We start from the raw sequence: 25,523 nt of genomic DNA on the forward strand, positions 1-25,523 counted from the left end.
CGGCGTTCAGCCGTAGTCGCGTGCCCCGAAAATCGCCGAGCCAACGCGCACATGAGTCGCCCCAAGCGCCACGGCTCTCTCGAAGTCGCCGCTCATGCCCATCGACAGCCCCTCAAGACCGTTTCGCGCGGCGATTTTTGCCAGAAGGGCAAAGTGCAACGCCGGTTCTTCGTCCACCGGCGGGATACACATCAGCCCGACCACGGGCAGATCAAGCGCGCGACACTCGGCAATGAAGGCATCCGCATCCGCCGGCATGACCCCGGCCTTCTGCTCTTCCTCGCCCGTGTTCACCTGGATGAAAAGATCGGGGCAGTGACCCAGCTCCTGCGCCAGCCGCGCCAGCGTCTTTGCCAACTTGGGGCGATCGACGGAATGGATCACCTCGAACAGCTCCATGGCCTGACGCGCCTTGTTGGTCTGCAACGGCCCAAGAAGATGCACCTTCACGCCGTCAAAACGCTCGCGAAAGGCGGGCCATTTCCCGGCTGCTTCCTGAACCTTGTTTTCACCGAACACCCGATGCCCCTCTTCAAGAACGGCTTCGACGCGCTCATTGGGCTGCACCTTGCTCACCGCGATCAGTTCGGTCGCCCCGACAGGGCGCCCGGCCAGCTCCTCGGCCTTGTGGATTCGTGCGGTGATTTCGGCAAGCGACATGGCGGTTCCCCGTTGCGGTCCAATTGGCCGCACTAGAACACCATCACCTGCAAAAAGAAAAGCCCTCGGGAAAACCAGAGGGCAAAAGAAAAGGGCAGGTCCAAAGACCTGCCCTCGAAAGCGTAGCTTTCAGCTTCTAAGAATTAGAAGTTGAAGATTACACCCATGTCGGCGCGGGTGTCGCCGTGGTCGTCAACGATACCAGCGCGCAGCGAAACGCCGCCGCCCAGGCTGTGACGAACGCCGATGCCAGCTGCGGTGCTGTCAACTGCGCTCTCATCGTCGGCGATGAAGCCAGCGATGTTGGTCGAGTCGCTAACAGCGTAGTCCAGACCCAGAACAACTTTGTCGCCTGCGGTGCCGTTGTCAGCATAGGTCAGAGCTGCGGTCAGAGCACCAACGGTGCCGCTTGCCGAAACAACCCACTCGGTGTCAGCCGCGTTGTCCGAATCTTGAACAGCTGCTGCAACGGTGTAGTTGCCGAACGAGTATGCTGCGCCCAGAGCGGTGCGCTCGGTACCGCCGTTAACACCCGCGAGGTACGCGTCACCCGGGGTGTGCGACAGGTGCAGGTTCAGACCACCCATGGTGTAGATCACGTCAACACCAAAGCGAGCCGAGCCGCCCGACGAGTATTGGTCAGCGCTTACGCCGTTTGCTGCCGAGTCAGCCGCAAATTCGTTGAAGCCCAGGCCGGTGAGGCCAACACCACCGGTGTAAACACCCGGCAGGCTGTCGATTGCGCCGAGGATGTTACCAACCGAAACGGTCAGACCGCCGGTCGAAACCCAGAAACGCGGGGTGTTCATACCTGCGCCCGAGCGCGGGGTGTCAGCGGCTTCGTTCGACTGGAAGCGAACTTGTGCGCCGAACGACAGACCGTTGTCCGATTCTGCGGTGCCGGTGATGATCAGGCGGAAACGGCTTTCCAGACGAGTTTCCTCGGTGCCGCGGCTTTCTTGATAGTCGATACCAAAGCGGCCGAAACCGCCGAAGGTTACGTCTGCAGCAGCAACACCAGCGGTTGCAACCAGAGCAGTCGTAGCGAAGAGAACTTTTTTCATAGTTTTTCCCTCGGTTTTCCAATTCATGCGCCCAATCCGGGGAATCCGAAGTGGGTATGCCACCGTCTTTCACTCCTTTCGGGGCTTCGTTGCAAGTGAACGAGTCGGAACACTGCACTTTGCACTCTGGTGTGGTGCACGGATGCCACACCTCGCAGACACCCCACCTCGCAGCCACGTTAAGGTTTACGACTATATCCTTGCTCAAACTGCTCTTGGTAGATAGGAGAGTAGCGTAGCTGAGATTTGGGCATGAAGTATGAAACTGACTGGTAGTCTTAAGATTATCGCGCTCGTTGCCGCCGTGGCGAGCCTTGCATCCTGCGGCAATCGCAATTCGGGTGAAGAGGTTGAGCGTCTGCACCCCACCGGCGCCGAGATTGGCGCGACAACAGGGCGCCCGGACGAGCGTTCGCGGTCAGAAGATGGGCAGACAATCTGGGATATCTTTAGGTCGGACAACTCGGACGTAACCGTTCGCGTGAACAAATATATCTGGAATGCATCTCTGGAAGTCCTTGATTTCCTTCCGGTTCAATCGGTTGACCCCTTCTCGGGCGTCATCGTGACAGGTTATGGCACCCCTCCGGGTGGTGGCCGTTCCTACCGTGCCACCGTTTATGTACGCGACCCCTCGCTTGATGCGCGCTCGCTGCACGTGGCCATGCAAACCCGTGGCGGCCGTGCGGTTTCCGCAGGCACGGTTCGTGCAGTTGAAGATGCGATTCTCACCCGCGCCCGTCAGCTGCGCGTTGCAGACGGCAAGCTTTAAGCCTGCCGTCTTTCACATTACTCAAAGTGTGAACTTGCCTGGCTCCATGGCGGCCAGTTGATCGATCCATTCCATCTGCCGCGGTAGGCAAACGGATTGCAGATCGTATTTCTCCTGGGCGAATTTTCGCGCAGCGCGGCCAAGCTCGTCCGCCATCTCGCGATTCTCGAGAACCGTGCAGATTTCCTCGACCATTTTGTCCTGATCGAAGAACGGGAACAGGCGTCCGGTTTCACCGTGTTTGATCGCCTCTTTCAGGGGCGCGGTATCACTGGCGACAATCGGAGCCCCCGCGCTCATCGACTCGATCAGCGACCAGCTCAGGACAAACGGGTAGGTCAGATAGACATGCGCGCTCGAGACCTGAAGCAGGCGCAGGAACTGGTCATAGGGAATCCGGCCAAGGAAATGCACGCGCTCCCAATCGGGCGTTGAAATCTTGCCGCGTACCTCGTCGATATAGATCTGCTTCCAGGTCCGGCCGTCCGGCGGCTTGGCACCATAGCTGACCTCGTCGCCCCCGACCATCAGAACCCGCGCATTCGGGCGTTCCTTCAACAGCCGCGGCAGCGCCCGCATAAAGACGTGATACCCGCGATAGGGTTCGAGGTTGCGGTTCACAAAGGTGATCACCTCGTCCTTGCGCGTCACCACCAGATCGTCGTTCACCTTCATCGCCACATCGGGGCTTGGCATCACGTGGTTGGTGTCGATCCCGTCATGAATGACCGTGATCTTGTCGCGGAACTGTTGGGGGAAGGTACCCGCCTGGAACTCGGTCGGGCTGACGCCCATGTCGCCGACCTCCAGATGCATGAGGTTGTTGAGGTTCTTCAGCCGCAGGCGCATCGCCTCGACTTCGGGCATCTTCTGCGGGAACTCGGGATCAAAGCCCATGTCACCATCGCGGGTGGTGTAATAGAGCTCGTAGTAGAGCCCGATTCGCGCCTTGGGCCAGAGATCCCGAAGGAACATCGATTCCCCCCATCCGGGGTGGGCAACGATCAGGTCCGGCTCGAATCCCTGCTGCTTGAGCTGTTTGGCCGCGAGATAGCAGGACTCACCGCGCAACAGCTTGGTTTCGAAGTCCACCAGCCAGGGGTGCAGGTTCTGGCTGGGATTGCGGCGAATCTCGTAGGGCAGAAGCTGAACGCCCTGCCAGGCGCCAGGCTGTTTCACGCGCAGAGTGAGAGCAACACACCGATGCCCACGCGCAGCCAGCGCCGGAGCCAGATGCTTGTACTGGCCCGGAAAATTTTGGTGAATGAAGAGAATGTTCATTGGGAATACTTTCTGAAAACCCGGTGAGCCCTTGTATAACCGAAAAATTCCCGTGCCTAGCGTGTCATTTTTTCAAATTGAGGCCCCCAAGCCCTAGACCACGCGCTTTTGGGCGCATATCACCGCTGAAAACGCTGCACTGCCTGAATTCTAAGGAAAGGTGACTGTTTATGTCGCGCTATTCTGCCGCCGAAATCGAAGCCAAATGGCAAGAAGCCTGGGCCAAGTCCGATACCTTCAAGGCCGTCCGGGACGAATCCAAGCCCAAGTATTACGTCCTCGAGATGTTCCCCTACCCTTCGGGCAAGCTGCACATGGGGCACGTGCGCAACTACACGATGGGCGACGTGATCGCGCGCTACAAGATGTCGACCGGCCATAACGTGCTGCACCCGATGGGCTTTGACGCCTTCGGCATGCCCGCGGAAAACGCCGCGATGGCCTCTGGCGGGCACCCCAAGGACTGGACTTACGCCAACATCGACACGATGGTCGACCAGATGAAGCCGCTTGGTCTCTCGCTCGACTGGTCGCGCATGTTCGCCACCTGTGACGTGGAATATTATGGCCAGCAGCAGGCGCTTTTCCTCGACATGCTGGAAAAGGGCCTTGTTTACCGCAAGAACGCGGTGGTGAACTGGGATCCGGTCGACATGACCGTTCTTGCCAACGAACAGGTCATCGACGGCAAGGGCTGGCGTTCGGGCGCGGATGTGGAACGCCGCGAACTGACCCAGTGGTTCTTCAACATCTCCTCGATGTCCGAAGAACTGCTGTCGGCGCTGGATACGCTTGAAAACTGGCCCGCCAAGGTGCGCCTGATGCAGGAAAACTGGATCGGCAAATCGCGCGGCCTGCAATTCTCGTTCGAACGCACCGATGGTGAAGAGCCGATCACCGTCTACACCACCCGTCCGGACACGCTGAACGGCGCGTCCTTTGTCGGCATCTCGCCCGATCACCCGATCGCCAAGGCGATGGAAGCCGAAAACCCCGATGTCGCGGCCTTTGTTGCCGAATGCCGCAAGGGGGGCACCACCGAGGAAGCCATCGAGACCGCTGAAAAGCTGGGCTATGACACGGGTATCAAGGTCAAGCACCCGCTGAACCCCGATTGGGAACTGCCGGTCTGGATCGCCAACTTCATCCTGATGGATTACGGCACCGGCGCGATCTTTGCCTGCCCGGCGCATGACCAGCGCGACCTTGATTTCTGCCGCAAGTACGACCTGCCGGTGATCGACACCTTCTTTGCGCTGGACGATGCCACGCCGGTGGAGAACGAAGCCTTTGTGCCGCCGAAAACCGAAAAGGTGAAATGGGTCGACCACTTCGCCGGTCTGGATGAAGCCACCGGCGAAGAGGCCATCAACGCTACCGTCGATTTTGCCGAGAAGGCAGGTTGGGGCGAAGGCGTCACCAAATACCGTCTGCGCGACTGGGGCCTGTCCCGACAGCGGTATTGGGGCTGCCCGATCCCCGTTGTCCACTGCGACAGCTGCGGCGTGGTGCCCGAAAAGAAAGAGAACCTGCCGGTCGAACTCCCCTATGACGAGGACGGCAAGGCGATTGATTTCTCGATCCCCGGCAACCCGCTGGACCGTCACCCGAACTGGCGGGATTGCACCTGCCCGAAATGTGGTGCCCCTGCGCAGCGCGAAACCGACACGATGGACACTTTCGTCGATTCGTCGTGGTATTTCGCCCGCTTCACCGCACCGCGCGCCGACACCCCGACCGATCTGGCCGAAGCCGAATACTGGATGAACGTCGACCAGTACATCGGCGGCATCGAGCACGCGATCCTGCACCTCTTGTATTCGCGCTTCTTTGCCCGCGCGATGAACATCACCGGCCACCTGCCCGAAAAGTCCAAAGAACCCTTCGACGCGCTGTTCACGCAGGGCATGGTGACCCACGCGATCTACAAGAACGCCGAGCGCACCGATGAAAACGGCCGCGCGGTCTATCACTACCCGGCCGAGGTCGAGGAACGTGATGGCGGCACCTTCGTCAAGGAAACCGGCGAAAAGATCGAGGTCATCCCCTCGGCCAAGATGTCGAAGTCGAAAAACAACGTGGTCGACCCGCTGAACATCATCAGCAGCTATGGCGCAGACACTGCCCGCTGGTTCGTCCTCTCCGATTCGCCGCCTGAACGCGACGTGGAATGGACCGCATCGGGGGCCGAAGCCGCCGCCAAGCACCTTGCCCGCGTCCACCGCATCGCATCCGAGATCGCCGAAATGCCTGCCGGCACCGGCAATGGGGATGAAGACCTGCTTCGCGAAATGCACAAGGCCATCCGCGACGTGACCCTGGGTGTCGAAAGCTTCGGCTTCAACGCCTCCATCGCCAAGCTTTACGGCTTTACCAACACGCTGGCCAAATCCAAGGCCGGTGGCGACGCCAAGCGCGAAGCCGCCAAGACCCTTGCCCAGCTGATGTCGCCGATGACCCCGCACCTCTCCGAGGAAGTCTGGACCATGCTGGGTGGCGAAGGTCTGGTCATCGATGCCGCCTGGCCCGTCGCCGATGAGGCCATGCTGGTCGAGGCCAACGTGACCCTGCCGATCCAGATCAACGGCAAACGTCGCGCGGAAATCAGCGTTCCCAAGGATATGGCGAAGGAAGAGGTTGAAAAACTTGTCCTCGCACACGAAGCTGTCACTCGTGCGCTGGATGGGGCCCAGCCCAAGAAACTCATCGTTGTCCCCGGCCGGATCGTGAATGTCGTCATTTAACCGCCGCAGCTTCCTGTTGTTTGCCGCAGCCTCCGGGGTCACCCTCGCGGGCTGTGGTTTCACACCCACCTATGGGCAAAAGGGCACCGCAACACGGTTCCTGAACAACATCGCCGTCGACGCGCCAACGGATCAGAACACCTATGTTCTGGTGCGCGAACTCGAAGACCGCCTTGGCCGCGTATCGCAGGGGGCATACGGCCTGAGCGTCGCCGTGAAAACCACGGAAGAAACCGCCGCCAAGAACATCCGCGGCGTGATCACCCGTTTTGACATCACCGGCGAGGCCACCTTTGCCCTGCGCGACATCGCTTCGGGCGAAGTGCTCACCAGCGGCAAGACACAGAACTTTGTCAGCTATTCGGCCTCGGGCACCACGGTGGCCACGCTGGCCGCCGAAACCGATGCCTATGAACGGCTGATGGTGATCCTGACCGATCAGATCGTGGCCAACCTGATGGCCTATGCGGCCCAAAACCCGTCATGAAGCTGAACGCGCGGGACATCGCGCGCTATGTGACCAAGCCTGAAACAGATCGTACCGGGGTTCTGATCTACGGGGCCGACGCCATGCGCGTTGCCCTGCGCCGCCAGGAACTGGTCGCATCGCTGATCGGCCCACAAGGCGAAGAGGAAATGCGCCTGTCGCGGATGCCCGGTGGTGATCTGCGCAAGGATCCCGCCCGCCTTGTCGATGCCATCAAGGCGGTTAGCTTCTTTCCCGGCCCCCGCGTGGCCTTTGTCGAAGATGCCAATGACACCGCCGCTCCCGCCGTTCTGGCCGCGCTCGAAGACTGGGCGCCGGGCGACGCGCAGATCATTGTCACCGCTGGCCAGCTCAAGGCCTCTTCGAAAATCCGCAAGGCGTTTGAAAACCATCCCAACGCCTATGCCGTCGGCATCTACAACGATCCGCCTTCACGCGAAGAGATCGAGGCCGAACTGGCCCGCTCCGGCCTGCGCGAAGTCGATCGTGACGCGATGACCGATCTCTCTAATCTCGCCAAGGAACTTGATCCCGGAGATTTCCGCCAGACCCTCGAGAAACTGTCGCTCTACAAGCTGAACGACAGCACCCCCGTCAGCAGCGATGACATTGTCGCCTGCGCCCCGACCTCGACCGAGGCCGCCCTGGATGACGTCCTGAATATCACCGCCGAAGGCCGCGCTCCCGAACTTGGCCCGGTGCTGCGCAAGCTCGAAGCGCAGGGCATGAACCCTGTCACCCTCTGTATCAGCGCCACTCGTCATTTCCGTGCGCTCTATACTGCCGCATCCGATCCCGGCGGCGCAGCAGCCGGCATTGCCCGGATGCGCCCGCCGATCTTCGGCCCGCGCCGGGATCGCATGTTGCGACAGGCGCAGGGCTGGGGAGCGGCCAAGCTCGAACAGGCACTGACCATTCTCACCGATACTGACCTGCAACTGCGCTCGGCAGGGCAAAGCGCCCCCGCAATGGCACTTGTCGAACGGATGCTTCTGCGCCTCGCGATGCTCTCGCGCCGCTGAACCATAAGTGACGGCAGGTCACACGACCCTTCTCTTGTTCCCCTGGGGAAAGCCTGCAAACCTGCGCGCAAACTTTGGGAGATCACATCATGTATGAAGTCATTGGCAGCCCCACCACACGCGCCTTTCGCGTCTTGTGGGCTCTGGAAGAGCTCGGCCAACCCTACACCCTCGTCAAAGAAGGCCCCCATTCTGAAGCGGTGCTGACGCTGAACCCGTCGGGCAAGGTTCCGGTGTTCAAGGATGGTGATCTTGTCCTGACCGATTCCACCGCCATCATGACCTATCTCGCGGATAAACACGGCGGCCTGACCCACACCGCCGGCACGCCTGACCGCGCGCGTCAGGATGCGCTGACGCATTGCATTCTCGATGAGATTGACGCTGTCTTGTGGACCGCGGCGCGCCACAGTTTCATCCTGCCCAAAGAGCATCGCGTTGCTGATGTGAAGCCATCGCTGATGTGGGAATACGCCCACAACATCGAACGTTTGATGAACCGCCTCGAAGGCCCCTACCTGATGGGCGACACCTTCACGATTGCCGACATAATTCTCACCCATTGCGGAAGCTGGGCCAAGGTTGCGGGCTTTCCAACCGACAACGAAGCATTTGCAACCTACATGCGCAACTGCCGAAGCCGCCCGGTCTTTCGAAAGCTGACAGGCAAGTAGGCGAACCCGCCATTGACGCGCCTCGGATCACTCACCAGAGTGTGGGTATTGAATGTATGATTTCCCAAAGGAGTTCCGAATGAAACGCGTCATTGCACTGTCTCTTGTCTCCCTCGCTCTTGCTACTACTCCCGCTCTGGCTGGCAACACCAGCATGAAGGATGGCAACGGCAACAAGCTTCGCATCAATTGCAAGAACAGCGGCTGTCTTGTTCAGACCAAGGAAAAGGGCGGCAAGTGGAAGAAGGAAAAACACGACGGCGGCCGCGAGAATTATCTCAAGCTGGTCGATGAATATAAGAAAAAGGGCTACAAGTAGTCGCCTGAAACAGCCGGGGGCGCCCCGTTTGGGGCACCTCCGCAATACCGACGCAATACCGACGTAATACAGATAGCCTCAAACGCCGCTAAAATGCGCCGCGTTCTGCCCCGCCCATCTGCCCGTCGCAAGGCAGGCCGTCAGCAGATAGCCACCGGTCGGGGCCTCCCAGTCCAGCATCTCTCCGGCGGCAAAAACCCCCGGTTTCGCAGAGAGCATCAATCCCTTGTCCAGCGCCTCAAGCCGGATGCCACCGGCTGTCGAAATCGCCTGATCCATCGGTCGCGGACCGGCATGCTTGATCGGTAACGCCTTGAGAACGGGGGCCAAATCCTTTGGCAAGGGCCGTGCAAACTCCATCAAGAGCGCCTGTTTGACCGGATCCAGCTTCAACGTCTTGCGCAGGAAGTTCGCCATGCTTGCCTTGCCCCTCGGCCGGTTCAGCCTCTGGCGCAGAGCCTCTTCGTCAAGATCCGGGAGCAAATCGAGATAAAGCGTTTCCCCCTCCCGCATCCGGCGCGACACCGCATAGATACCGCCCCCTTCAAGCCCCTGTTCGGAAACGACAAATTCACCACGAACCCTCTGATCACCAGCCATCAGGGCAACGCCCTTGACCGGCGCACCAAAGTGTTTCGCCATATGCGGAGACCAGTCGACAACAAAGCCCATGTTCGCGGGCTGAAACGGCGCTTTTGGAACGTCCAGAAACCCCGCCCAGGCCCCATCCGACCCCAACCGCGCCCAACTCGCCCCGCCACAGGCCAGCACGGTCACATCCGGCGCTATCTCTTGCACGCCCTCGGGTGTCTCGAAGCGATACGCGCCCCCAACCCAGCGCCAACGGGTGCGGATTTCCACACCCTGCCCCGCCAGTCGCGCCAGCCAGGCCCGCAAAAGGGGCGAGGCTTTCATCATCTTCGGAAACACCCGTCCGGTGGAACCAGTGAACATCTCCTGCCCAAGCCCTTCGGCCCAGGCAACGGTCTCCTTGGGCCCAAAGGCTTCCAGCATTGGCCGCAGCACCGGCCCCGCCTCCTCGAAAGCGGACATAAACCGTTCAAAAGGCTCGTCTTTCGTGAGATTCAGACCCGACTTACCCGCCATGAGGAACTTGCGCGCAACCGAAGGTTTCGCCTCGGCCACAACAACGCGCAATCCTGCCGCAGACATCTCGTCCGCCGCCATCAGACCCGCAGGTCCGGCCCCGATCACAAGCGCTGTTTTCATTTCACACGGGTTCGGATTTCGCCCTTCACCTGCACCACACGCTGCGGGAACGGGATCTCGATATTATGCGCCTTGAGGGCATTCCAGATGCAGAACAGGACGTCCGAAGTATACTTGTGCCGCCCGTCGTCGATCCCGTTCACCCAGAACTCGACCGCGAACTCGATGCCGCTGTCGCCAAAGGCCCGCAGCTCGCAATCCGGCGGAAAGGGCTCGCTCAAAACGTCCGGCATCGCCGCCACCGCGCTTTCTACGATATCGGGCACCAGGTTGATATCCGTGTCATAGCTCACCGAGAACGGCGCCTCGTAGCGATTGGCCGATCCGCTGTCGGAATAGTTCACCACCCGCGTCGTGATGAAATCCTCGTTCGGAACAACAATCCACTTGCCGTCATATGTCTCGAGGATCGCCGCCCGCGCGGTCATCTTGACGATGGTCCCCGCCTCGCCGCCGTCCAGTTCGACATAATCGCCAACCGTCGCCTGCCCCTCCAGAAGAAGGATCACGCCGGAGATAAAGTTCGAGGCAATCTTTTGCAGGCCAAAACCAAGACCCACACCAATCGCGCCCCCCAGAACCGCAAGCGATGTCAGCGAGATGCCCATGATGTTCATGACCAAGAGGAAGGCCAGGCCGAAGATCGCGATCTCTGCAGCCTTGGCCGTCAGTTCGCGCATCGCTGGTCGCATCTCTTCCTGTCGCTTGATCGCCGCCGCGGTCTGGTCATTCGACCACCGGCCCAGCCAGAAGATCGCGCCGCCAACCAGAACAAAGCGGATCAGGAACAAGAGCGAGAAGGACAGGTTACCCAAAGGCACAACCGTCTGGTCAAGGCGCGTCATCACCTCGTCCAGAAAGCCCACCGCGTAGAGCGCAGCGACCGGCAACAAGAAATACTTGCCCAGTACCTTCAGAAGCGGGTCCTTGATGACCTCGTTCACCAGGATGCGCGCCGCGAGGAACATGAAAACCCGCTTGCCAAAGGCAATCACCGCCCCGGCATCAAAGATCGAGCGGGTCACGGTCTCGCCGATCCCGGTGAGGCCATAGGCCAATAGGGGCAGCATCAGCGGCAGAAAGGTCAGGATGAACCGGCGCGTCTTGGCGATGACATTGGTTTTTTCATCCGGCGGGGTCAGCAGGCGGTCCAGCACCGGCTGCAACCTGCGCGTCAGGAACAGCGCCAGTAGGTAAGCCGCCACCAACAGGCCGAACTGCGTCCAGGCCTGGGGGCTCAGCAACCATTCCTTGGCCACGTCCCATCCCTGCACCGCGTAACCCTGCGCCTTCTCAAGGATTTTTGTCTGATCCACGCTAACTAACCCTTTGAACTGACCAATACTTGGGTCATTCTCATGCCCGACCACTCCGAAGGACACAAGAAAAACCCCGTGTCAGACCCGATTTGCCCCCTATGCGGGCGTCCGATCCCCCCGGATGCACGCCAAAGCATGCACCACCTGGTGCCGCGTCTCAAAGGCGGCAAAGGCGGGCCAACGGTGCTCTTGCACCAGATCTGTCACAATGAAATCCACGCGACCTTGAGCGAAGCAGACCTTGCGCGCGCCTATCACACAATCGATGCCCTGCGCGCCCATCCGCGGCTGGCCAAGTTCATCCGCTGGGTCGCCAAACGTCCGCCGGGCTTTCATTCCAAAACGCCCGGGCCGCGGCGCAGACGATGATGGCTTCTTCTTGGTCCAAATATCCCCGGGGTGAATTGCCCCGAACGGGGCAAGAGGGGCAGCGCCCCTCATGCCGTTGCATCAGCAGCACAATGCCTTGATGCCGCGCGCGATCTCGGGTTTGGCCGCTAGCGTATCAGCGGCGATGTCACGTGCGGTCTCCAAAAGCGCCTCGGGCGCAACCAGCCGGTCCACAAGACCGAATTGCAGCGCTTCCTCGGCAAGGATCTTCTGCCCGCCCATCAGGATCAGCTTGGCACGGCTTGGCCCAATCAGCGCCGCCATGCGTTTCGGGTCCGACGGCTGGGGCAGGAAACCCAGCTTCATCACCGGGTAGAAGAACTTGGCCGTCGGCACCGACAGACGCAGGTCACAGGCCAGCGCCATGCCCATCGCGCCGCCTGCCAGCGTGCCGTTCAGCGCGGCAATCGTCAGCCCCGGAAGCGCCGCGATATTGCCCGAGAGCCGTTCCCAAACATCCGACGTCGCCAGACCGGCACGCGCCTCGTCAAGGTCGGCCCCTGCCGAGAACACCTTACCTTGCCCCGTCAGGATCAAACCGCGTGCCTCCTGCGCGGCCTCGGCGATGTCGGCCAGTTCCGAAAGCATCGCATGGGTCAGTGAATTTGCCTTGTCCGGGCGGTTGATTGTGGCAATCCACAGCCCGTTTTCTTCCTTGGTCAGTTCGATCATGTCAGTCCAACTTGTTTGCGAATATCCTCATCCCGCAGCGAGATCTCGTCACCAAGCCAGGCATCGGCCTCGGGTCCGCACATCCACAACAGGCACTTGGCGGGCCATTCCGGCGGGATGTGGTCGGACCAGTCCAGCTGGCTGACCGGGTTGATCCCGCTGGCCTTGATCTCGCGCTGCATCTCGGTGGCCACGGTTCCCGGGCTCAGGCCAATGGCGCGAATGCCCTTGTCGCGGGCTTCCTTGTCGACACAGCGGGTCAGCATGTTCACCGCCGCCTTCGAGGCACAATAGTGGCTCCAGGCTTCAACCGGTCCGTGCGCAGCGCCTGAACTGATGGTGAGGATACTGCCCCCGCCGGCCTTCTCCATGACCGGCATCACGGCACGCATCCCGTGGTAGACACCCTTGAGGTTGATGTCGATCACCTGCCCCCAGCCTTCGGGATCAGACGCATCAAGGTGCGAAATCGGCTCGATCACGCCTGCGTTGTTGATCAGGATATCTGCACCGCCAAAGCGGGCGACGGCCGCTTGTACGGCTGCCTCGACCTGCCCATAGTCCGCGACATCACAGGTGACGGCCATCGCCTTGTCACCAATTTCTGCTGCGATCCGCTCGATTGCCTCGGCGCCACGCGCCAGCAGCACGACATTGGCCCCCGCATCGGCGAAAACATGCGCAGCACTTTCACCGATCCCGCGGCTGGCGCCCGTGATCAAAACCGTTTTTCCAGTCAAATCCACCATATCGTAACCTCCCTCCCAAAATTCTCTCCCTCTGGTAAACCGCGATCCCCCGGTCGTCCAGAGGTTGCCCCTTGACCCCGTCCTTCTGGAGTCCGAAGCTTAGGGAAACTTTCATCAGGGAAGAGACTCATGAATTTCTTGAAAAACATGGGCTGGACGGTTCCGGCCACGCTCGCCATTTCCAGCACCACCGCTTTTGCAGATGTCACGCCCGAGGATGTCTGGGCCCTCTGGCAGGATTACCTCACCTCCTCCGGTTACGAGGTGTCGGCCGACACCTCGACCTCCGGCAACGTTCTGATTGTCGACAACCTGACCCTGTCGATGGATCACGGCGAGGACATGGGGGGCTTCAGTGCCCAGATGGGCACCATGACCTTCAGCGACAACAAGGACGGCACCGTGCAGATCGGCTTTGCCGACAACATGCCCCTCACCATGAGCATGACCGACGGGGAAGAGCCGCTCGATCTCGCGATGGTGGTGTCCTACATCGGTCTCGACATGGTGGCTTCGGGCGAACCGACCAACCAGAAATACGACTTTACCGCCGACAACATGAAACTCGCCCTGACCGAAGTGGTCGTGGATGGCGAAGCCGTTGAAAACGCAAGCTTCAGCATGGATTTCGCTGGCTCCAAGGGCACAAGCAGCCTCGCCATTGCAGGTGACATGATCGAAACCATGCAGGCTATGACGTCCGGCGCCATCACCTTTACCGGTGCCTTTTCCGAGCCGGGCGAAGGCAGCATGAACGTCAGCGGCAACTTTGCCGATACGATGCTGTCCACGAGTGCCAGCCTTCCGATCACCGAAGAGCCAAGCTCGGATCCCCTTGCCATGTTCTATGGTGGCATGCAGGGCACCACCAAGTTCACCTCGGGCGTCTCGACCGTATCGCTGTCGGGGCAGGACAACGACGGACCCTTCCAGATGGACGTCAGCGCCGCGTCAAACGCGCTGGAATTCGATATGGACAGCGATCACATTCGCTATGACACCGGTGCCGAAGGTATCGCCATGACCATGTTCGGCGGCGGCATCCCCTTCCCACTCTCATTCGAGATGGCAAGCACCAGCACCAATTTCGAAATGCCGCTGTCGCGGACCGAAACCCCCGCCCCCTTCGCGCTTGGCGTGACCTTTGCAGACCTTTCCGTTCCCGAAATGCTCTGGGGCATGGTCGATCCGACCGGCCAGTTGCCGCATGATCCGGCTACCGTGTCGATCAACATCGGTGGCACGGCCACGTTGTTCGGCGATCTGCTCTCCGAGGACGTGATGGAAAGCGATGACATTCCGGGCGAGGTCAACACCGTCACCGTCGAAAACCTGCTGCTGCGCATCGCCGGTGCGGAACTGACAGGCGCGGGTGCGGCGACGCTCGACAACACGGACCTGACCACCTTTGACGGCATGCCCCGTCCCGAAGGCAGCCTCTCGCTCAAACTGGTTGGCGGCAACAAGCTGCTCGACACGCTGGTCGGTATGGGTCTTGTCCCCGAAGATCAGGCAATGGGCGCACGCATGATGATGGGCCTCTTCGCGATCCCGACTGGCGACGACCAGCTTGAATCGACGCTGGAGATCAACGCCGAGGGCCACATTCTCGCCAACGGCCAGCGCATCCAGTAAGCGCCACACGACTTGGACCGATCGGGGCGGCACCATCGCGGAGCCGCCCTTTTCATACCCGCGCACTTGCGCCACTGGCATGCACGGTCTACCTGATTAAGCAACAAAAGATGGGGCACTCATGAGCGGACACTTGGAAAACCTGGCGCAGGCGATGCTTGAGGCGGCGAAAAAGGCCGGTGCAGACGCGGCCGACGCCATCGCCATTCGCGGCACCTCTGTTTCGATCGATGTGCGCGGCGGGGCTCTTGAACAGGCCGAACGCTCAGAAGGGACCGATCTTGGTTTGCGGGTTTTCCTCGGGCAACGTCAGGCCAATGTTTCCGTCTCGGACACAAGCGCAGAGACCATCGCCACAATGGCGGAACGCGCCGTGGCAATGGCAAAGTTCGCGCCGGAAGATCCCCACATCGGACTTGCCGATCCGGACCAGCTTGCCACGGGTTGGGATCTGGAGGCTCTCGAACTTTATGACCCCACCCCGGAACCCGCAGCCGAAGCGCTTCAGCAAGACGCCGTAGAGGCCGAGGCCGCCGCGCAGGCCGTCGAAGGCGTCACGCAGGTGCAGGCCGCCAATGCGGGCTATAGCAGCAGCGAAGTCTTCCTTGCGGCCACCAACGGGTTCGCGGGCGGCTATGCCAGAACAAGCCGCGGTCTTTCCTGTGTCGCCATCGCCGGCGAAGGGGACCGCATGGAACGCGATCATGATGGCGATGGGCGCACCTTTCAGTCCGACATGCGCGATGCCACCGAGATTGGCCGCGCCGCAGGTGAACGGGCAGTGGCCCGTCTTGACGCCGTGCAACCGCCCACCGGTGCCTATCCGGTTCTGTTTGACGAGCGCATCTCGGCCTCTCTGGTCGGCCACCTTCTGGGGGCTGCCAACGGGGCCAGCATTGCGCGTGGCGCGTCATGGCTGCGCGACTCGCTGGGGGAACAAGTCCTTCCCAAGGGCCTGAGCATTCTGGAAGATCCGCACCGCCCACGCATCAGCGGCTCGCGCCCGTTCGATGCTGAAGGTCTTGCGACCCGCAAGCGCGCCATTGTCGAGGATGGCGTGTTGCAGGGCTGGACCCTCGATCTGGCAAACGCCCGCAAGCTCGGACTGGACCCGACTGGCAACGCGGCGCGGGGTGTCTCTTCGCCCCCGTCACCCTCAACCTGGAACATTGCCTTGACGCAGGGCGACAAATCCCGCGAAGAGCTTCTGCGCGACATGGGCACCGGTCTTCTGGTGACCTCCCTGATCGGCTCCACGATCAACCCCAACACGGGCGATTATTCGCGCGGGGCGGCCGGGTTCTGGGTCGAAAACGGCGAGATTGCCCACGCGGTGAACGAATGCACCATTGCCGGCAACCTGCTTGAGATGCTGCGCGGCATCACCCCGGCCAACGACGCGAGAAGTTACCTGTCGCGCGTTGTGCCCTCGCTTCTGGTAGAAGGTCTGACCCTTGCCGGAAACTGACCTCAAACTCCTGATCGAGGCCGCCGAGGAAGCGGGGCGTATCGCCCGCCGCTTCTCGGGGCCTGTCGCGCAAAGCTGGGACAAACCCGATGGCGCGGGTCCGGTGACCGAGGCCGATCTTGCCGTCAACGAAATGCTCGAACACGAGTTGCGGGCCGCACGCCCCGACTATGGCTGGCTCAGCGAAGAATCCGTCGATAACCAGGACCGGCTCTCGGCAGAGCGCGTTTTCATCATCGATCCGATCGACGGCACCCGCTCGTTTATCGAAGGGTCGAACACCTGGGCGCACTCTCTCGCCATCGCCGAAAAGGGCGAGGTGATCGCGGCAGCGATTTTCCTGCCGATGCGCGACAAGCTTTATACGGCTGCGCGCGGCATGGGGGCGTTCCTCAACTATGAACGCATCCATCCCACCACACGAGCCGACATCACGGGGGCCAGCGTGCTTGCCGCCCGCCCGACGATGGACCGCCAGCATTGGCGCAACGCGCCCCCAGCGATGGACCGCAGTCATCGCCCGTCGCTTGCCTATCGCACCGCCCTTGTGGCGCAGGGGCGCTATGACGCGATGTTCACGCTGCGCCCGACATGGGAATGGGACATTGCCGCAGGCGACCTAATCCTGCGCGAAGCAGGGGCCAGAACCTCGGATCGTTTCGGGGCGCCTCTGGTTTTCAACAACCGCGACCCGCGCCAGAAAGGCATGGTCGCGGCAGGTCAGGGCATTCATCCCAAGATCACCGAAGCCCTCGTGCCGGAAGACGCGGTTCCGCGCATTTAGGCCGTGGCATACCGCTGCACGAAGTTGCGCAGAATCACCTCTGGCGCATGAACATCGGCGGCACGGCACATCGCCACCAGCTTGTCGGCGTCCTCGGGCGGGAAGTAACCGCGATGCTTGTAGATCCCGATCCGCACCTCGAAGCCGTCGCTGTCTGCCTCTGGGTGAAACTGGGTGGCATAGACGTTCTCGCCAAAGCGGATCATCTGGTAGGGGCAGGTCGGTGAACTGACAAGGTGCACACAGCCTTCCGGCAGACGCTGCACCGCTTCCTTGTGGCCAACAAAGGCCTGAAAATTCTCTGGAATGCCCTGCATCAGGGGATCGTTGCGCCCATCGTCTGTCAGGCTGCAATCCGCAGTTCCGACTTCCTCGCCATAGTTGTCCTTGTTCACCACCTTCGACAGGTGATGGCCAAGGATACCGATCCCGTAACAACATCCCATGAAAGGGAAATCCCGTTCGGTGATCTCTGGCATCAGGCTTAGCACCGCGTCTTCGATCTGCTTCTCGACAGGGGATTTCTTGTCGAGCGGATCACTCACACAACCCGGCCCGCCACCGACGATCACGCCCGAATAGTCATCCAGCGACAGGTCATCGGGTAATGCCTCCTGATCCAGACGGATGCGCACCACGTTTTCTTCCTTCAGATCCCCCTTGCGCAGAAAGGCCTGAAACTCGTCATCCGAAGCTTCGGTTTCCGGGCGCAGTTGCAGGATCAGGAATGGTTTCATCGTCGTGGCCTCGTGGCAATTCGCTTCCCGTCGAAGTGCCGTATCGCATGGCGTGCGTCAACCGTGCACACCGCCTGCAGCTTGCCGAAAATTGCCGCATCCCCCTCTCTTGTAGCCCACAGGCGAAACCCCTAGTTTGCCTCAAGGCCCGACCGGAGACATCAATGCACATTCGCTTTTCCGACACCTCATTTTGCTGCAGGGGCAGATGTATGGTGGGCGCGGCATGACGCGGTCTCTTGGTCTCTCCGCCTACCTGGCCTTTGCGCGCCGTCAGGCAAGCACGCTCGAGGCGATATCAGAACAACGCCCGGATGGCGGCTTGTTGTGGCTGCACTGCTCCGAGCCGGAACGTATCACCGCGCTGGCCCAACTTGGGTTGCGGTTGATCGGCCTGCGCGGCGGGCTTTCCCTGATGCTCAGCACCTCGCCCGGCACAAAACGCCCTGCCAATCTGCCGGATAAGGTAATCTGGCAGGAAGGACCGTCCGAGAACCCCGCCGACATCCGTCTGTTTCTGGATCACTGGAAACCGGATGCAAGCCTCTGGCTTGGTCCCTACCTGCGGCCGGCGCTGATTGATGCAGCCCATCGGCGCGACATTCCCATCATTCTCGCCGATACCTATCAGGTGATGATCGAAAACAGCCGCTGGCGGGTCATTCCCGATCCGGTCAAGGCAACGCTGGCGCATTTCAAGACGATCCTCGCAGGCTCTTCCGAGGCCTATGGCAGGCTGCGCCGCCTGTTTCCGACCGGCGACAAGGTTCAAGAAAGCGGGCCGTTGCTCGAAGACTGCCCGGCGTTGCCCCATTCTGAAACCGATCTTGAAGACCTCTCGGAAACACTGTCGGGTCGTCCACTCTGGCTGGCATCGCGGCTTCAGCTGACCGAGCTGCGCAGCATCCTTTCGGCACACCGGGCGGTCGGACGCCTGACGCACCGGATGTTGCTCGTCGTCATCCCCGACAACGCCGCCGACGCGCCAAGGTTCCTTGAGGCCATCCGCGAAGATGGCTGGCGCGTGGCCTGCTGGGATGATGGTGAGTTCCCCGACACCAATACACAGGTTGTCCTGAGCGGTGATCCCCGTGAACGCGGGCTTTGGTATCGCGTTGCCCCCGTCACATTCCTGGGCAGTTCGCTGGCCCCGGGCCACGGAGGCCGAAACCCGTTTGAACCTGCCGCGCTTGGCTCGGCCGTGCTCTATGGACCGGGGGTGCGCCGCCATCTTGGCAGCTATACCCGCTTGGCCAAAGCCGGGGCGGCCCGTATTGTGCGCGACACCGACAGCCTTGCCACCGCCCTAAGCCACCTGACAGCGCCCGATCAGGCTGCGACAATGGCCCATGCGGGTTGGGAAACCGTTTCAGAGGGGGCCGAAGTGTCTGACCAGATCATCACGCTTGTGCAGGACACGCTGGACGAAAAGGGGCTGTCGTGATGCGCGCGCCTTCCTTCTGGGACACCACGCCAGACAAGCCCGCCCTGCCCGCAAGGCTGCTCACCCCGCTGGGCCAGCTCTATGCCAGCCAGACGGCCAAACGACTCGCACGTGGCACAGGCACCGCCTATCGGGCCAAGGTGCCGGTTATCTGCATCGGCAACCTGAACGCTGGCGGCACCGGCAAGACGCCGACCACCATCGCGATCGCGCAGCACCTGCAAGCGTGCGGCCTGACGCCCCATGTCGTTTCACGAGGGTATGGCGGTAGCCTGGAAGGGCCGGTTCAGGTTGTTGAACGCACCCACAGCGCGGCCGAGGTCGGGGACGAGCCGCTGCTTCTGGCGGCATTCACACCGACATGGGTCGCCAAGGACCGCGCGGAAGGCGCAAAACAGGCCGAGGCTGCCGGTGCCGACGTGATCCTGATGGACGACGGCTTTCAGAACCCCGCCCTGCACAAGGATATGTCGATCATCGTGGTGGACGCGCACAAGGGGTTCGGCAATGGCCGCTGCCTGCCCGCCGGGCCGCTGCGCGAACCGGTTGAGGTTGGGCTCGCCCGTGCCGACGTGCTGCTGTCCATCGGTGCCCCCGAAGCGCAGACGAAATTCGCTGACATCTGGGCAGACGCCATTCAGCTGCCGCATACCACCGGCGCGCTTGAGCCATTGCAAATGGGGATGGACTGGACCGACATGCCCTATCTCGCCTTTGCCGGCATCGGGCATCCGGAGAAATTCTTCAACACGCTGCGCGGCCTTGGCGCGACGTTGATCCACGGCGAAGCCCTAACCGACCACCAGCCCTTTACCCCGGCCCTGCTGGCGCGTCTCGAAGCGGATGCACGCCGCCACGGTGCGCAAATGGTGACCACCGAAAAAGACGCCGTGCGCCTTCCCGAGGACTTTCGCCGCAAGGTGCTGACCCTACCGGTCCGTCTTCAGATTTCGGATTGGTCCGCGATTGATGACTGTCTCAACCGCATTCTGGAGGTGCGGGGCTGAACGCCCCGCCCTTTTCGCTTAGCCGCCCAGCTTGGCGTCGAGGATCTTCTTGAGATCCGCATAGCTCATGTTCGAGTGCTTCTCGCCGTCGATGATCAACGACGGGGTGCCCGAGATATTGTCGGCATTGGTGTTCTTCTCCGACCATGCCACCAGCGCCTTGGCCTTGGCTTCGTCCTGCATGCAGGCAGTCAGGGCATCATCGCTCAGGCCAGCCAAACGGCCAATCTTGCGCAGTTCACCCGCGATGGTCACAGGGTCGCCCGAACGCACCCAATCGCTCTGGCTGGACATCATCAGATCGGTCATGCCAAAGAAACGCTCTTGGCCACCACAACGGGCTACCATCGAGGCCCAGAGGCCAATGCGATCGAAATACACGTCGCGGAAGATGAACTTGACCTTGCCGGTGTCCACATAGTCAGCTTTCAGCGACTTGAGCACACGCTCGTGGAAAGTCGCGCAGTGCGGACAGGTGAACGACGCGTATTCAACAAGTGTGATCGGCGCATCTTCGGCCCCCATCACCATCTCGGTCACGCCCGAGGTGTCGGTTGCATCGGTTGCGTCACTTGCAGTTTGGCTCGACTGCGCGATCTGGGTCTGCCCCACGGTGTCGGCAGTCTCTTTGCCCTGTGTCAGCCACCAGGCGCCACCGGCCACAACGGCCAGCGCAACAACAACTACGGGAATGATGCGGGTCATCGCAAAACCTTTCTAGCGGTTCGTTTTCGTTAGGTAATTTCCAGCCAGCCGCTCAAGCGCCTGGCGCAGCCCCTCGTCCTGCACCGAAGCCGCCATGTCGCTGGCTTCTTTCTGGATTTCTGGCTTGATCTCTTTCTTCGCCGCTTTCGGCCTATGGGCAAACTGGGCCTGCCCCTCTGCAAAGCCTGTCGCGGCCGTCTGCGTGATGCGCAACCGTGCAATCGCGTTATAGCCATAGACGGCGTTCACCTTGTCGCGCAGCTTTTCCTTCTGCATCTCCAGCATCGGGGCCTGGGCACCGGTGGTCAGCACCGTCAACGTCGCCCCAAGGCCCTGACGATTGTATTTCACATCCACCGGCTTGCAGATCGCGGCAGTGTCATCCCCCACGATTTCCGCCCAATGGGTCAGAACCCGCGTCACCGCGAAACCACGGCTTTCGCCTGCCTTGCGAATGGTTTCGCGAAGCAGTGAAGACGTTCGGGCAAAGCCTTTGGTCGTGGGGCGGCGCATATGATCTTGCATCCCTTGGTTTGGCGCTATTTTAGTGTCCACGCGGCGCGGTGCCAGCGAAACCGACCAAGTGGAGAGATAAATCTTGCGTGAACATCCGCAATCTTCGGATCTGCTGAACTGGTATGACCGCCACGCCCGCAAAATGCCGTGGCGTGTTGGCCCCGCGGATCGCCGTGCCGGCATCACCCCCGATCCCTATCGCATCTGGCTGTCCGAGATCATGTTGCAACAGACAACCGTTGCCGCCGTTAAGGACTATTTCGAACGTTTCACCGCGCTTTGGCCCACCGTCGGCGACCTTGCCGCCGCCGAAGATGCGCAGGTCATGGGGGAATGGGCGGGCCTTGGATACTATGCCCGCGCGCGCAACCTGTTGAAATGCGCGCGCGTTGTTGCGAACGAACGCGGGGGCGTTTTTCCTGATACTGTCGAGGAATTGCTGACCCTGCCGGGGGTTGGTCCCTATACCGCCGGTGCCATTGCCGCCATCGCCTTTGATCGCCCCGCGGTCGTGGTGGACGGCAACGTCGAGCGTGTCATGGCGCGCCTGTTCGATGTGCACACGCCCCTGCCTGCTGCCAAGCCCGAACTTACCGAACACGCGACCGCCCTTACGCCGCACCTGCGTGCCGGAGACCACGCTCAGGCCGTGATGGACCTTGGCGCAACGATCTGCACCCCGCGCAATCCGGCCTGCGGCATCTGCCCGTGGCGCGACAACTGTACTGCCCGCGTGAACGGCACCGCGGCAGATCTGCCCAAGAAAACCCCGAAAAAGCCCAAACCCATCCGGTTCGGAACAGCCTACATCGCGCGCCGCGTAGATGGCGCCTTTCTTTTGGAACGTCGACCCGAAAAGGGGCTATTGGGCGGTATGCTTGGCTGGCCGGGGTCGGAATGGATCGAAGGGGCCACGCCGGACCACAGGCAACCGATCCGGGCCGAGTGGAAAACACTTCCTACCGAGGCCCGCCACACCTTTACCCACTTCCACCTACGCCTGACCGTCAAGACCGCGCTTGTCCCGATGGACCGCACCCCGAATATCGGGGAATTCGTGGACCTTGCGGATTTTCGCCCATCCGACCTGCCCACGGTGATGCGCAAAGCCTTTGATCTGACCAAAGTTTGAGGAAACGCATTGCACAGGCCCTTGGGCCAAATCATTATGTGCCCGCGCGTGCCAAGTTGGAGAGAGTTATGATCCCGTCTGCCCAAGTCGCCAAGTTCCAGAATGCCCTGCCCTTCTGGATGTCGCTGCTCCTGATCCCGCTGATCTGGATTGCCGCCTCGCTTGGGACATGGTGGGTGCTGCTTGTGCCCGCCGCCACCTGGTATCTCTTCTCGGCGCTGGATCAGGTCACCGGCCTGAACCTTGAAAATGCCGACCTCGATACCTCGGAGGAAGATCTGTTCTGGTATCGCGCTGTCACGATGATCTGGCCGTTTCTCCAGTTCTTCACGCTGTTCGGCCTGATCTGGTATGCCACGCACACCGATCACCTGTCGGTTGCCGCCAAGATAGGCCTGTTCTTTGGCGTCGGTGTCGTGACCGGGACCATCGGCATCAACTACTCACACGAGTTGATGCACCAGAAAGACAAGCGTGAACGCTGGCTGGCTGACATCCTGTTGTCGATGGTGCTTTATTCCCATTTCCGCACCGAACACCTGCACGGGCACCACGTTTATGTCGGCACCCCGCGCGATCCGGTCACGGCCCGTTACAACGAAGGCTTTCACCGCTATTTCCCAAGGGTTCTCTGGCAGGTGCCGGCATCGGCCTTCGCACTTGAAAAACAGAAACTCGCCCGCAAGGGCCTGCCCTGGACCGACCTGTCCAACCCCTTCTTCCGCTATTGGGCCCTACAGGGCGTGATGCTGGTGCTTGCCCTTGTCGTTGGCGGTTGGGTCGGGCTTCTGCTGTTCCTCTGGCAGGCCTACATCGCGATCTGGCAGCTCGAGCTGGTCAACTACGTCGAACACTACGGCCTGACCCGCAAACACCTGGGCGAGGGAAAATACGAACACGTCCTGCCGCACCATTCGTGGAATGCCGCGCACAAGGCCTCGAACTGGCTGTTGATCAACCTTCAGCGCCACTCGGATCACCACTACAAGCCAGACCGTCGCTTCCCGCTGTTGCAGAACTATACCGAGGCCGACGCACCACAGTTGCCCTATGGCTATCCGATCATGACCATGGCGGCGATGGTGCCGCCGATCTGGAAACGTGTGATGAACCCGCGCGTGCGCAAATGGCGGGGCATGTACTATCCGGAAATCACGGACTGGCACGCCTACAACAAGGCAAAGACGCCGATGCCGCGTTAAACCTCGTGGTCGCTGGGCCGGCCCAGCGCCCAAACCGTCAGCTTCTGCTCGACCCCGCGAATGTCCTGTTCTTCGAACCTGCGCAGGCCCGCCAGGCATTCGTGGCCGCCTTCGCGGATCACCTCGGCCCGCATTCCATCCGAAATCACCACCCGTGCATTCAGCCCGCGGGTCAGGGCCTCAAGACGGCTCGCAATATTGACGGTATTGCCGACGACCGCGAACTCAAGGCGGTGCGCGCCAATATCCGCAAGAACCGCCGGACCATAGTGCACCCCGAACCCGACACGCAGCGGCGTCTGGCCACGGGCAATGCGGTTGTTGTTCCACTCGTCCAGCGCATCCATCATGTCGTGCACGCAGCGCAGCGCATTGATGGCATCATTGTCGGTCGGCTTGGGCGTGCCGAAGGTCACCATAAGCCCATCGCCAAGGTACTTGTCCAAGGTGCCGTTGTGGGCAAACACGGACTTTTCCATCAAGCCGTGGAATTCCCGCAGCGTCTTGATCACCTCTTCCGGATCTCGAGCTGCCGCGTATTCGGTGAAATGCACGATGTCGACAAACAGCACCGCAATATCGTGGCTGCGAATTTGCTTGAGCGGTTCATCGTTGGTCGAAAGCTCCTCAACCACGTTGGGCGAGAAGTAGCGGGACAGGTTGGTGCGCTCGCGTTCAAGCGCCGCGTTCGAACGCAATAGACGATTGGACCGGCGCACCGAAACGGCAAGCGTCAGGGCAACAAGGAGGAACAGCACGATTTCCTGAATACGGCGGTCAAACTGAAAGCTGGTCGGATCCATGATAAAGGCCATGGCCTCGCGTTCGCCATATGCCGCGCGCACGGCCGCGCTCAGCTCTTCCTGCGGGGCAGCGAACCACCACGACACGAAGGTCGCAAAGGCCCACATACCGGACGTCCAGGTGCCGATCGCAATCACCGTGCGCCAGGAATAGGCCATGGTGCCCAGCGCCAGGATAATGAAGAAGTACTTGAAGTTGTCGAACTGGAACTGCATCGCCTGTGGCCAGTCGTGCACACTCAACGGGTTCGGCACAACCATACCAATCGTCATGATCGCAAGATCGAAGAAGATCAAAAGCAGTTCGACACGTGACAGGCCCACCTTCGCGTAACGCAGCATCAGGAAACCGTTCAAGGCGATCAGCAGCAGGATGAACTCGTAGAACAGAACCTCTGGCCAGGGCACCATGAACAACATCAGAATGCCGACAACGAACATCGCGAACCAGCGCGCCCGCACGGCCATCACAAGCCCTTCGCGTTTGTGATGGGCGATCACGTTTTCGGTGTATTCGTATTCCGGCGTTCCTTCTTCCGGCAGTTCGTAAGACTGGTCCTGGAAAAATCTCATAAGTGGGGATCGCGCCATCGCGTAGGCCTCGCCGGTTGTTCTTGCGAATATAGGACGCAACTACCGCTTTTGAAGAGTCAAAAAACCCCGCCGTGAACCGGCGGGGCAAGTCATGGTGCCACGTGTAAGTCAGT

Annotated in this window: 25 protein-coding genes; 14 read left to right on the forward strand and 11 right to left on the reverse strand. The window is 60.9% G+C overall.

What is annotated here, in order from left to right:
- Positions 1 to 6 precede the first annotated feature (6 nt).
- Complete coding sequence (locus ABWV42_RS11475) at positions 7 to 660, reverse strand: YggS family pyridoxal phosphate-dependent enzyme (protein WP_353340217.1); 654 nt, start codon at positions 658 to 660, stop codon at positions 7 to 9.
- A 143-nt stretch (positions 661 to 803) separates the two neighbouring features.
- Positions 804 to 1,724, reverse strand: a complete 921-nt coding sequence (locus ABWV42_RS11480; RefSeq protein WP_353340218.1) for a porin — start codon at positions 1,722 to 1,724, stop codon at positions 804 to 806.
- A gap of 259 nt (positions 1,725 to 1,983) precedes the next feature.
- Here ABWV42_RS11480 and ABWV42_RS11485 point away from each other — a divergent pair, with 259 nt between their 5' ends.
- Positions 1,984 to 2,496 (forward strand): DUF3576 domain-containing protein, encoded by a 513-nt coding sequence (locus ABWV42_RS11485; protein WP_353340219.1) that lies wholly within the window; start codon positions 1,984 to 1,986, stop codon positions 2,494 to 2,496.
- 21 nt (positions 2,497 to 2,517) lie between these two features.
- Here ABWV42_RS11485 and ABWV42_RS11490 read toward each other — a convergent pair whose 3' ends face one another.
- Positions 2,518 to 3,777, reverse strand: a complete 1,260-nt coding sequence (locus tag ABWV42_RS11490) for a glycosyltransferase family 4 protein (protein WP_255104069.1) — start codon at positions 3,775 to 3,777, stop codon at positions 2,518 to 2,520.
- A 170-nt stretch (positions 3,778 to 3,947) separates the two neighbouring features.
- On the opposite strand from ABWV42_RS11490, the gene leuS reads away from it, so the two are divergent.
- The 5 genes from leuS (at position 3,948) to ABWV42_RS11515 (ending at position 9,023) form a co-directional block, all read left to right on the forward strand.
- Positions 3,948 to 6,521: a leucine--tRNA ligase gene (gene leuS, locus ABWV42_RS11495; RefSeq protein ID WP_353340220.1), complete on the forward strand. Its 2,574-nt coding sequence runs from the start codon at positions 3,948 to 3,950 to the stop codon at positions 6,519 to 6,521.
- Positions 6,508 to 7,008: an LPS assembly lipoprotein LptE gene (gene lptE / locus ABWV42_RS11500; protein WP_353340221.1), complete on the forward strand. Its 501-nt coding sequence runs from the start codon at positions 6,508 to 6,510 to the stop codon at positions 7,006 to 7,008. The genes leuS and lptE overlap by 14 nt, the downstream gene beginning before the upstream one ends.
- Positions 7,005 to 8,030, forward strand: a complete 1,026-nt coding sequence (holA, locus tag ABWV42_RS11505; protein WP_255104075.1) for a DNA polymerase III subunit delta — start codon at positions 7,005 to 7,007, stop codon at positions 8,028 to 8,030. The genes lptE and holA overlap by 4 nt, the downstream gene beginning before the upstream one ends.
- Before the next feature lie 89 nt (positions 8,031 to 8,119).
- On the forward strand, positions 8,120 to 8,704 hold the full coding sequence (locus ABWV42_RS11510; RefSeq protein ID WP_353340222.1) for a glutathione S-transferase family protein: 585 nt from the start codon (positions 8,120 to 8,122) through the stop codon (positions 8,702 to 8,704).
- Positions 8,705 to 8,783: 79 nt separating this feature from the next.
- Positions 8,784 to 9,023, forward strand: a complete 240-nt coding sequence (locus tag ABWV42_RS11515; RefSeq protein ID WP_255104078.1) for a hypothetical protein — start codon at positions 8,784 to 8,786, stop codon at positions 9,021 to 9,023.
- 78 nt (positions 9,024 to 9,101) lie between these two features.
- Here the strand turns inward: ABWV42_RS11515 and ABWV42_RS11520 are convergent, their stop codons facing one another.
- The gene (locus tag ABWV42_RS11520; protein ID WP_353340223.1) at positions 9,102 to 10,253 is read right to left on the reverse strand and encodes a TIGR03862 family flavoprotein; all 1,152 of its coding nucleotides are present in this window, start codon (positions 10,251 to 10,253) and stop codon (positions 9,102 to 9,104) included.
- Positions 10,250 to 11,569: a mechanosensitive ion channel family protein gene (locus tag ABWV42_RS11525; protein ID WP_353340224.1), complete on the reverse strand. Its 1,320-nt coding sequence runs from the start codon at positions 11,567 to 11,569 to the stop codon at positions 10,250 to 10,252. The genes ABWV42_RS11520 and ABWV42_RS11525 overlap by 4 nt, the downstream gene beginning before the upstream one ends.
- A gap of 78 nt (positions 11,570 to 11,647) precedes the next feature.
- On the opposite strand from ABWV42_RS11525, the gene ABWV42_RS11530 reads away from it, so the two are divergent.
- Positions 11,648 to 11,941 carry an HNH endonuclease gene (locus ABWV42_RS11530; RefSeq protein WP_353340225.1) on the forward strand — a complete coding sequence of 98 codons (294 nt, stop codon included), beginning with the start codon at positions 11,648 to 11,650 and terminating at the stop codon, positions 11,939 to 11,941.
- Positions 11,942 to 12,022: 81 nt separating this feature from the next.
- On the opposite strand, the gene ABWV42_RS11535 is transcribed toward ABWV42_RS11530, so the two are convergent.
- Together ABWV42_RS11535 and ABWV42_RS11540 are read right to left on the reverse strand one after the other, a co-directional pair.
- A complete protein-coding gene (locus tag ABWV42_RS11535; protein ID WP_353340226.1) occupies positions 12,023 to 12,634 on the reverse strand; it encodes an enoyl-CoA hydratase/isomerase family protein in 612 nt (203 codons plus the stop codon).
- Positions 12,631 to 13,383: an SDR family oxidoreductase gene (locus ABWV42_RS11540; protein ID WP_353340227.1), complete on the reverse strand. Its 753-nt coding sequence runs from the start codon at positions 13,381 to 13,383 to the stop codon at positions 12,631 to 12,633. The genes ABWV42_RS11535 and ABWV42_RS11540 overlap by 4 nt, the downstream gene beginning before the upstream one ends.
- 129 nt (positions 13,384 to 13,512) lie before the next feature.
- Between ABWV42_RS11540 and ABWV42_RS11545 the strand changes: the two genes are divergently transcribed.
- From ABWV42_RS11545 to ABWV42_RS11555, 3 genes are all read left to right on the forward strand, one after another.
- Positions 13,513 to 15,018, forward strand: a complete 1,506-nt coding sequence (locus ABWV42_RS11545; RefSeq protein WP_353340228.1) for a DUF2125 domain-containing protein — start codon at positions 13,513 to 13,515, stop codon at positions 15,016 to 15,018.
- A 121-nt stretch (positions 15,019 to 15,139) separates the two neighbouring features.
- Positions 15,140 to 16,486 carry a TldD/PmbA family protein gene (locus tag ABWV42_RS11550; RefSeq protein ID WP_353340229.1) on the forward strand — a complete coding sequence of 449 codons (1,347 nt, stop codon included), beginning with the start codon at positions 15,140 to 15,142 and terminating at the stop codon, positions 16,484 to 16,486.
- Positions 16,473 to 17,270 carry a 3'(2'),5'-bisphosphate nucleotidase CysQ gene (locus tag ABWV42_RS11555; protein ID WP_353340230.1) on the forward strand — a complete coding sequence of 266 codons (798 nt, stop codon included), beginning with the start codon at positions 16,473 to 16,475 and terminating at the stop codon, positions 17,268 to 17,270. Before ABWV42_RS11550 ends, ABWV42_RS11555 begins: the two co-directional genes overlap by 14 nt.
- On the opposite strand, the gene ABWV42_RS11560 is transcribed toward ABWV42_RS11555, so the two are convergent.
- Complete coding sequence (locus ABWV42_RS11560) at positions 17,267 to 18,007, reverse strand: glutamine amidotransferase (RefSeq protein WP_353340231.1); 741 nt, start codon at positions 18,005 to 18,007, stop codon at positions 17,267 to 17,269. The genes ABWV42_RS11555 and ABWV42_RS11560 overlap by 4 nt on opposite strands.
- Before the next feature lie 226 nt (positions 18,008 to 18,233).
- Here ABWV42_RS11560 and ABWV42_RS11565 point away from each other — a divergent pair, with 226 nt between their 5' ends.
- Positions 18,234 to 19,451 carry a 3-deoxy-D-manno-octulosonic acid transferase gene (locus tag ABWV42_RS11565; protein ID WP_353340232.1) on the forward strand — a complete coding sequence of 406 codons (1,218 nt, stop codon included), beginning with the start codon at positions 18,234 to 18,236 and terminating at the stop codon, positions 19,449 to 19,451.
- Positions 19,451 to 20,458 carry a tetraacyldisaccharide 4'-kinase gene (gene lpxK, locus ABWV42_RS11570; protein WP_353340233.1) on the forward strand — a complete coding sequence of 336 codons (1,008 nt, stop codon included), beginning with the start codon at positions 19,451 to 19,453 and terminating at the stop codon, positions 20,456 to 20,458. The genes ABWV42_RS11565 and lpxK overlap by 1 nt, the downstream gene beginning before the upstream one ends.
- An 18-nt stretch (positions 20,459 to 20,476) precedes the next feature.
- On the opposite strand, the gene ABWV42_RS11575 is transcribed toward lpxK, so the two are convergent.
- Positions 20,477 to 21,163 (reverse strand): DsbA family protein, encoded by a 687-nt coding sequence (locus ABWV42_RS11575; RefSeq protein ID WP_353340234.1) that lies wholly within the window; start codon positions 21,161 to 21,163, stop codon positions 20,477 to 20,479.
- A 12-nt stretch (positions 21,164 to 21,175) separates the two neighbouring features.
- Entirely contained in the window at positions 21,176 to 21,676 is a 501-nt protein-coding gene (locus ABWV42_RS11580; RefSeq protein WP_255104102.1) for a DUF721 domain-containing protein, read from the reverse strand.
- An 85-nt stretch (positions 21,677 to 21,761) separates the two neighbouring features.
- Between ABWV42_RS11580 and mutY the strand changes: the two genes are divergently transcribed.
- A complete protein-coding gene (mutY, locus tag ABWV42_RS11585) occupies positions 21,762 to 22,811 on the forward strand; it encodes an A/G-specific adenine glycosylase (protein ID WP_353340235.1) in 1,050 nt (349 codons plus the stop codon).
- Between the two features lie 68 nt (positions 22,812 to 22,879).
- The gene (locus tag ABWV42_RS11590) at positions 22,880 to 24,013 is read left to right on the forward strand and encodes an alkane 1-monooxygenase (protein WP_353340236.1); all 1,134 of its coding nucleotides are present in this window, start codon (positions 22,880 to 22,882) and stop codon (positions 24,011 to 24,013) included.
- On the opposite strand, the gene ABWV42_RS11595 is transcribed toward ABWV42_RS11590, so the two are convergent.
- Positions 24,010 to 25,389, reverse strand: coding sequence for an adenylate/guanylate cyclase domain-containing protein (locus ABWV42_RS11595; RefSeq protein ID WP_353340237.1), 1,380 nt, complete (start codon positions 25,387 to 25,389; stop codon positions 24,010 to 24,012). The genes ABWV42_RS11590 and ABWV42_RS11595 overlap by 4 nt on opposite strands.
- Positions 25,390 to 25,523 lie beyond the last annotated feature (134 nt).

It is taken from the genome of Pelagimonas sp. KU-00592-HH (assembly GCF_040369695.1).
In the GTDB taxonomy this organism is placed as follows: Bacteria; Pseudomonadota; Alphaproteobacteria; order Rhodobacterales; family Rhodobacteraceae; genus Shimia.

Bases quoted from the DNA above. Each gene is read 5' to 3' on its own strand.
- ABWV42_RS11475 (WP_353340217.1), bottom strand. From the start codon at position 660: ATGTCGCTTGCCGAAATCACCGCACGAATCCACAAGGCCGAGGAGCTG.
- ABWV42_RS11480 (WP_353340218.1), bottom strand. From the start codon at position 1,724: ATGAAAAAAGTTCTCTTCGCTACGACTGCTCTGGTTGCAACCGCTGGT.
- ABWV42_RS11485 (WP_353340219.1), top strand. From the start codon at position 1,984: ATGAAACTGACTGGTAGTCTTAAGATTATCGCGCTCGTTGCCGCCGTG.
- ABWV42_RS11490 (WP_255104069.1), bottom strand. From the start codon at position 3,777: ATGAACATTCTCTTCATTCACCAAAATTTTCCGGGCCAGTACAAGCAT.
- leuS (WP_353340220.1), top strand. From the start codon at position 3,948: ATGTCGCGCTATTCTGCCGCCGAAATCGAAGCCAAATGGCAAGAAGCC.
- lptE (WP_353340221.1), top strand. From the start codon at position 6,508: ATGTCGTCATTTAACCGCCGCAGCTTCCTGTTGTTTGCCGCAGCCTCC.
- holA (WP_255104075.1), top strand. From the start codon at position 7,005: ATGAAGCTGAACGCGCGGGACATCGCGCGCTATGTGACCAAGCCTGAA.
- ABWV42_RS11510 (WP_353340222.1), top strand. From the start codon at position 8,120: ATGTATGAAGTCATTGGCAGCCCCACCACACGCGCCTTTCGCGTCTTG.
- ABWV42_RS11515 (WP_255104078.1), top strand. From the start codon at position 8,784: ATGAAACGCGTCATTGCACTGTCTCTTGTCTCCCTCGCTCTTGCTACT.
- ABWV42_RS11520 (WP_353340223.1), bottom strand. From the start codon at position 10,253: ATGAAAACAGCGCTTGTGATCGGGGCCGGACCTGCGGGTCTGATGGCG.
- ABWV42_RS11535 (WP_353340226.1), bottom strand. From the start codon at position 12,634: ATGATCGAACTGACCAAGGAAGAAAACGGGCTGTGGATTGCCACAATC.
- ABWV42_RS11540 (WP_353340227.1), bottom strand. From the start codon at position 13,383: ATGGTGGATTTGACTGGAAAAACGGTTTTGATCACGGGCGCCAGCCGC.
- ABWV42_RS11545 (WP_353340228.1), top strand. From the start codon at position 13,513: ATGAATTTCTTGAAAAACATGGGCTGGACGGTTCCGGCCACGCTCGCC.
- ABWV42_RS11550 (WP_353340229.1), top strand. From the start codon at position 15,140: ATGAGCGGACACTTGGAAAACCTGGCGCAGGCGATGCTTGAGGCGGCG.
- ABWV42_RS11560 (WP_353340231.1), bottom strand. From the start codon at position 18,007: ATGAAACCATTCCTGATCCTGCAACTGCGCCCGGAAACCGAAGCTTCG.
- ABWV42_RS11565 (WP_353340232.1), top strand. From the start codon at position 18,234: ATGACGCGGTCTCTTGGTCTCTCCGCCTACCTGGCCTTTGCGCGCCGT.
- lpxK (WP_353340233.1), top strand. From the start codon at position 19,451: ATGCGCGCGCCTTCCTTCTGGGACACCACGCCAGACAAGCCCGCCCTG.
- ABWV42_RS11575 (WP_353340234.1), bottom strand. From the start codon at position 21,163: ATGACCCGCATCATTCCCGTAGTTGTTGTTGCGCTGGCCGTTGTGGCC.
- ABWV42_RS11580 (WP_255104102.1), bottom strand. From the start codon at position 21,676: ATGCGCCGCCCCACGACCAAAGGCTTTGCCCGAACGTCTTCACTGCTT.
- ABWV42_RS11590 (WP_353340236.1), top strand. From the start codon at position 22,880: ATGATCCCGTCTGCCCAAGTCGCCAAGTTCCAGAATGCCCTGCCCTTC.
- ABWV42_RS11595 (WP_353340237.1), bottom strand. From the start codon at position 25,389: ATGAGATTTTTCCAGGACCAGTCTTACGAACTGCCGGAAGAAGGAACG.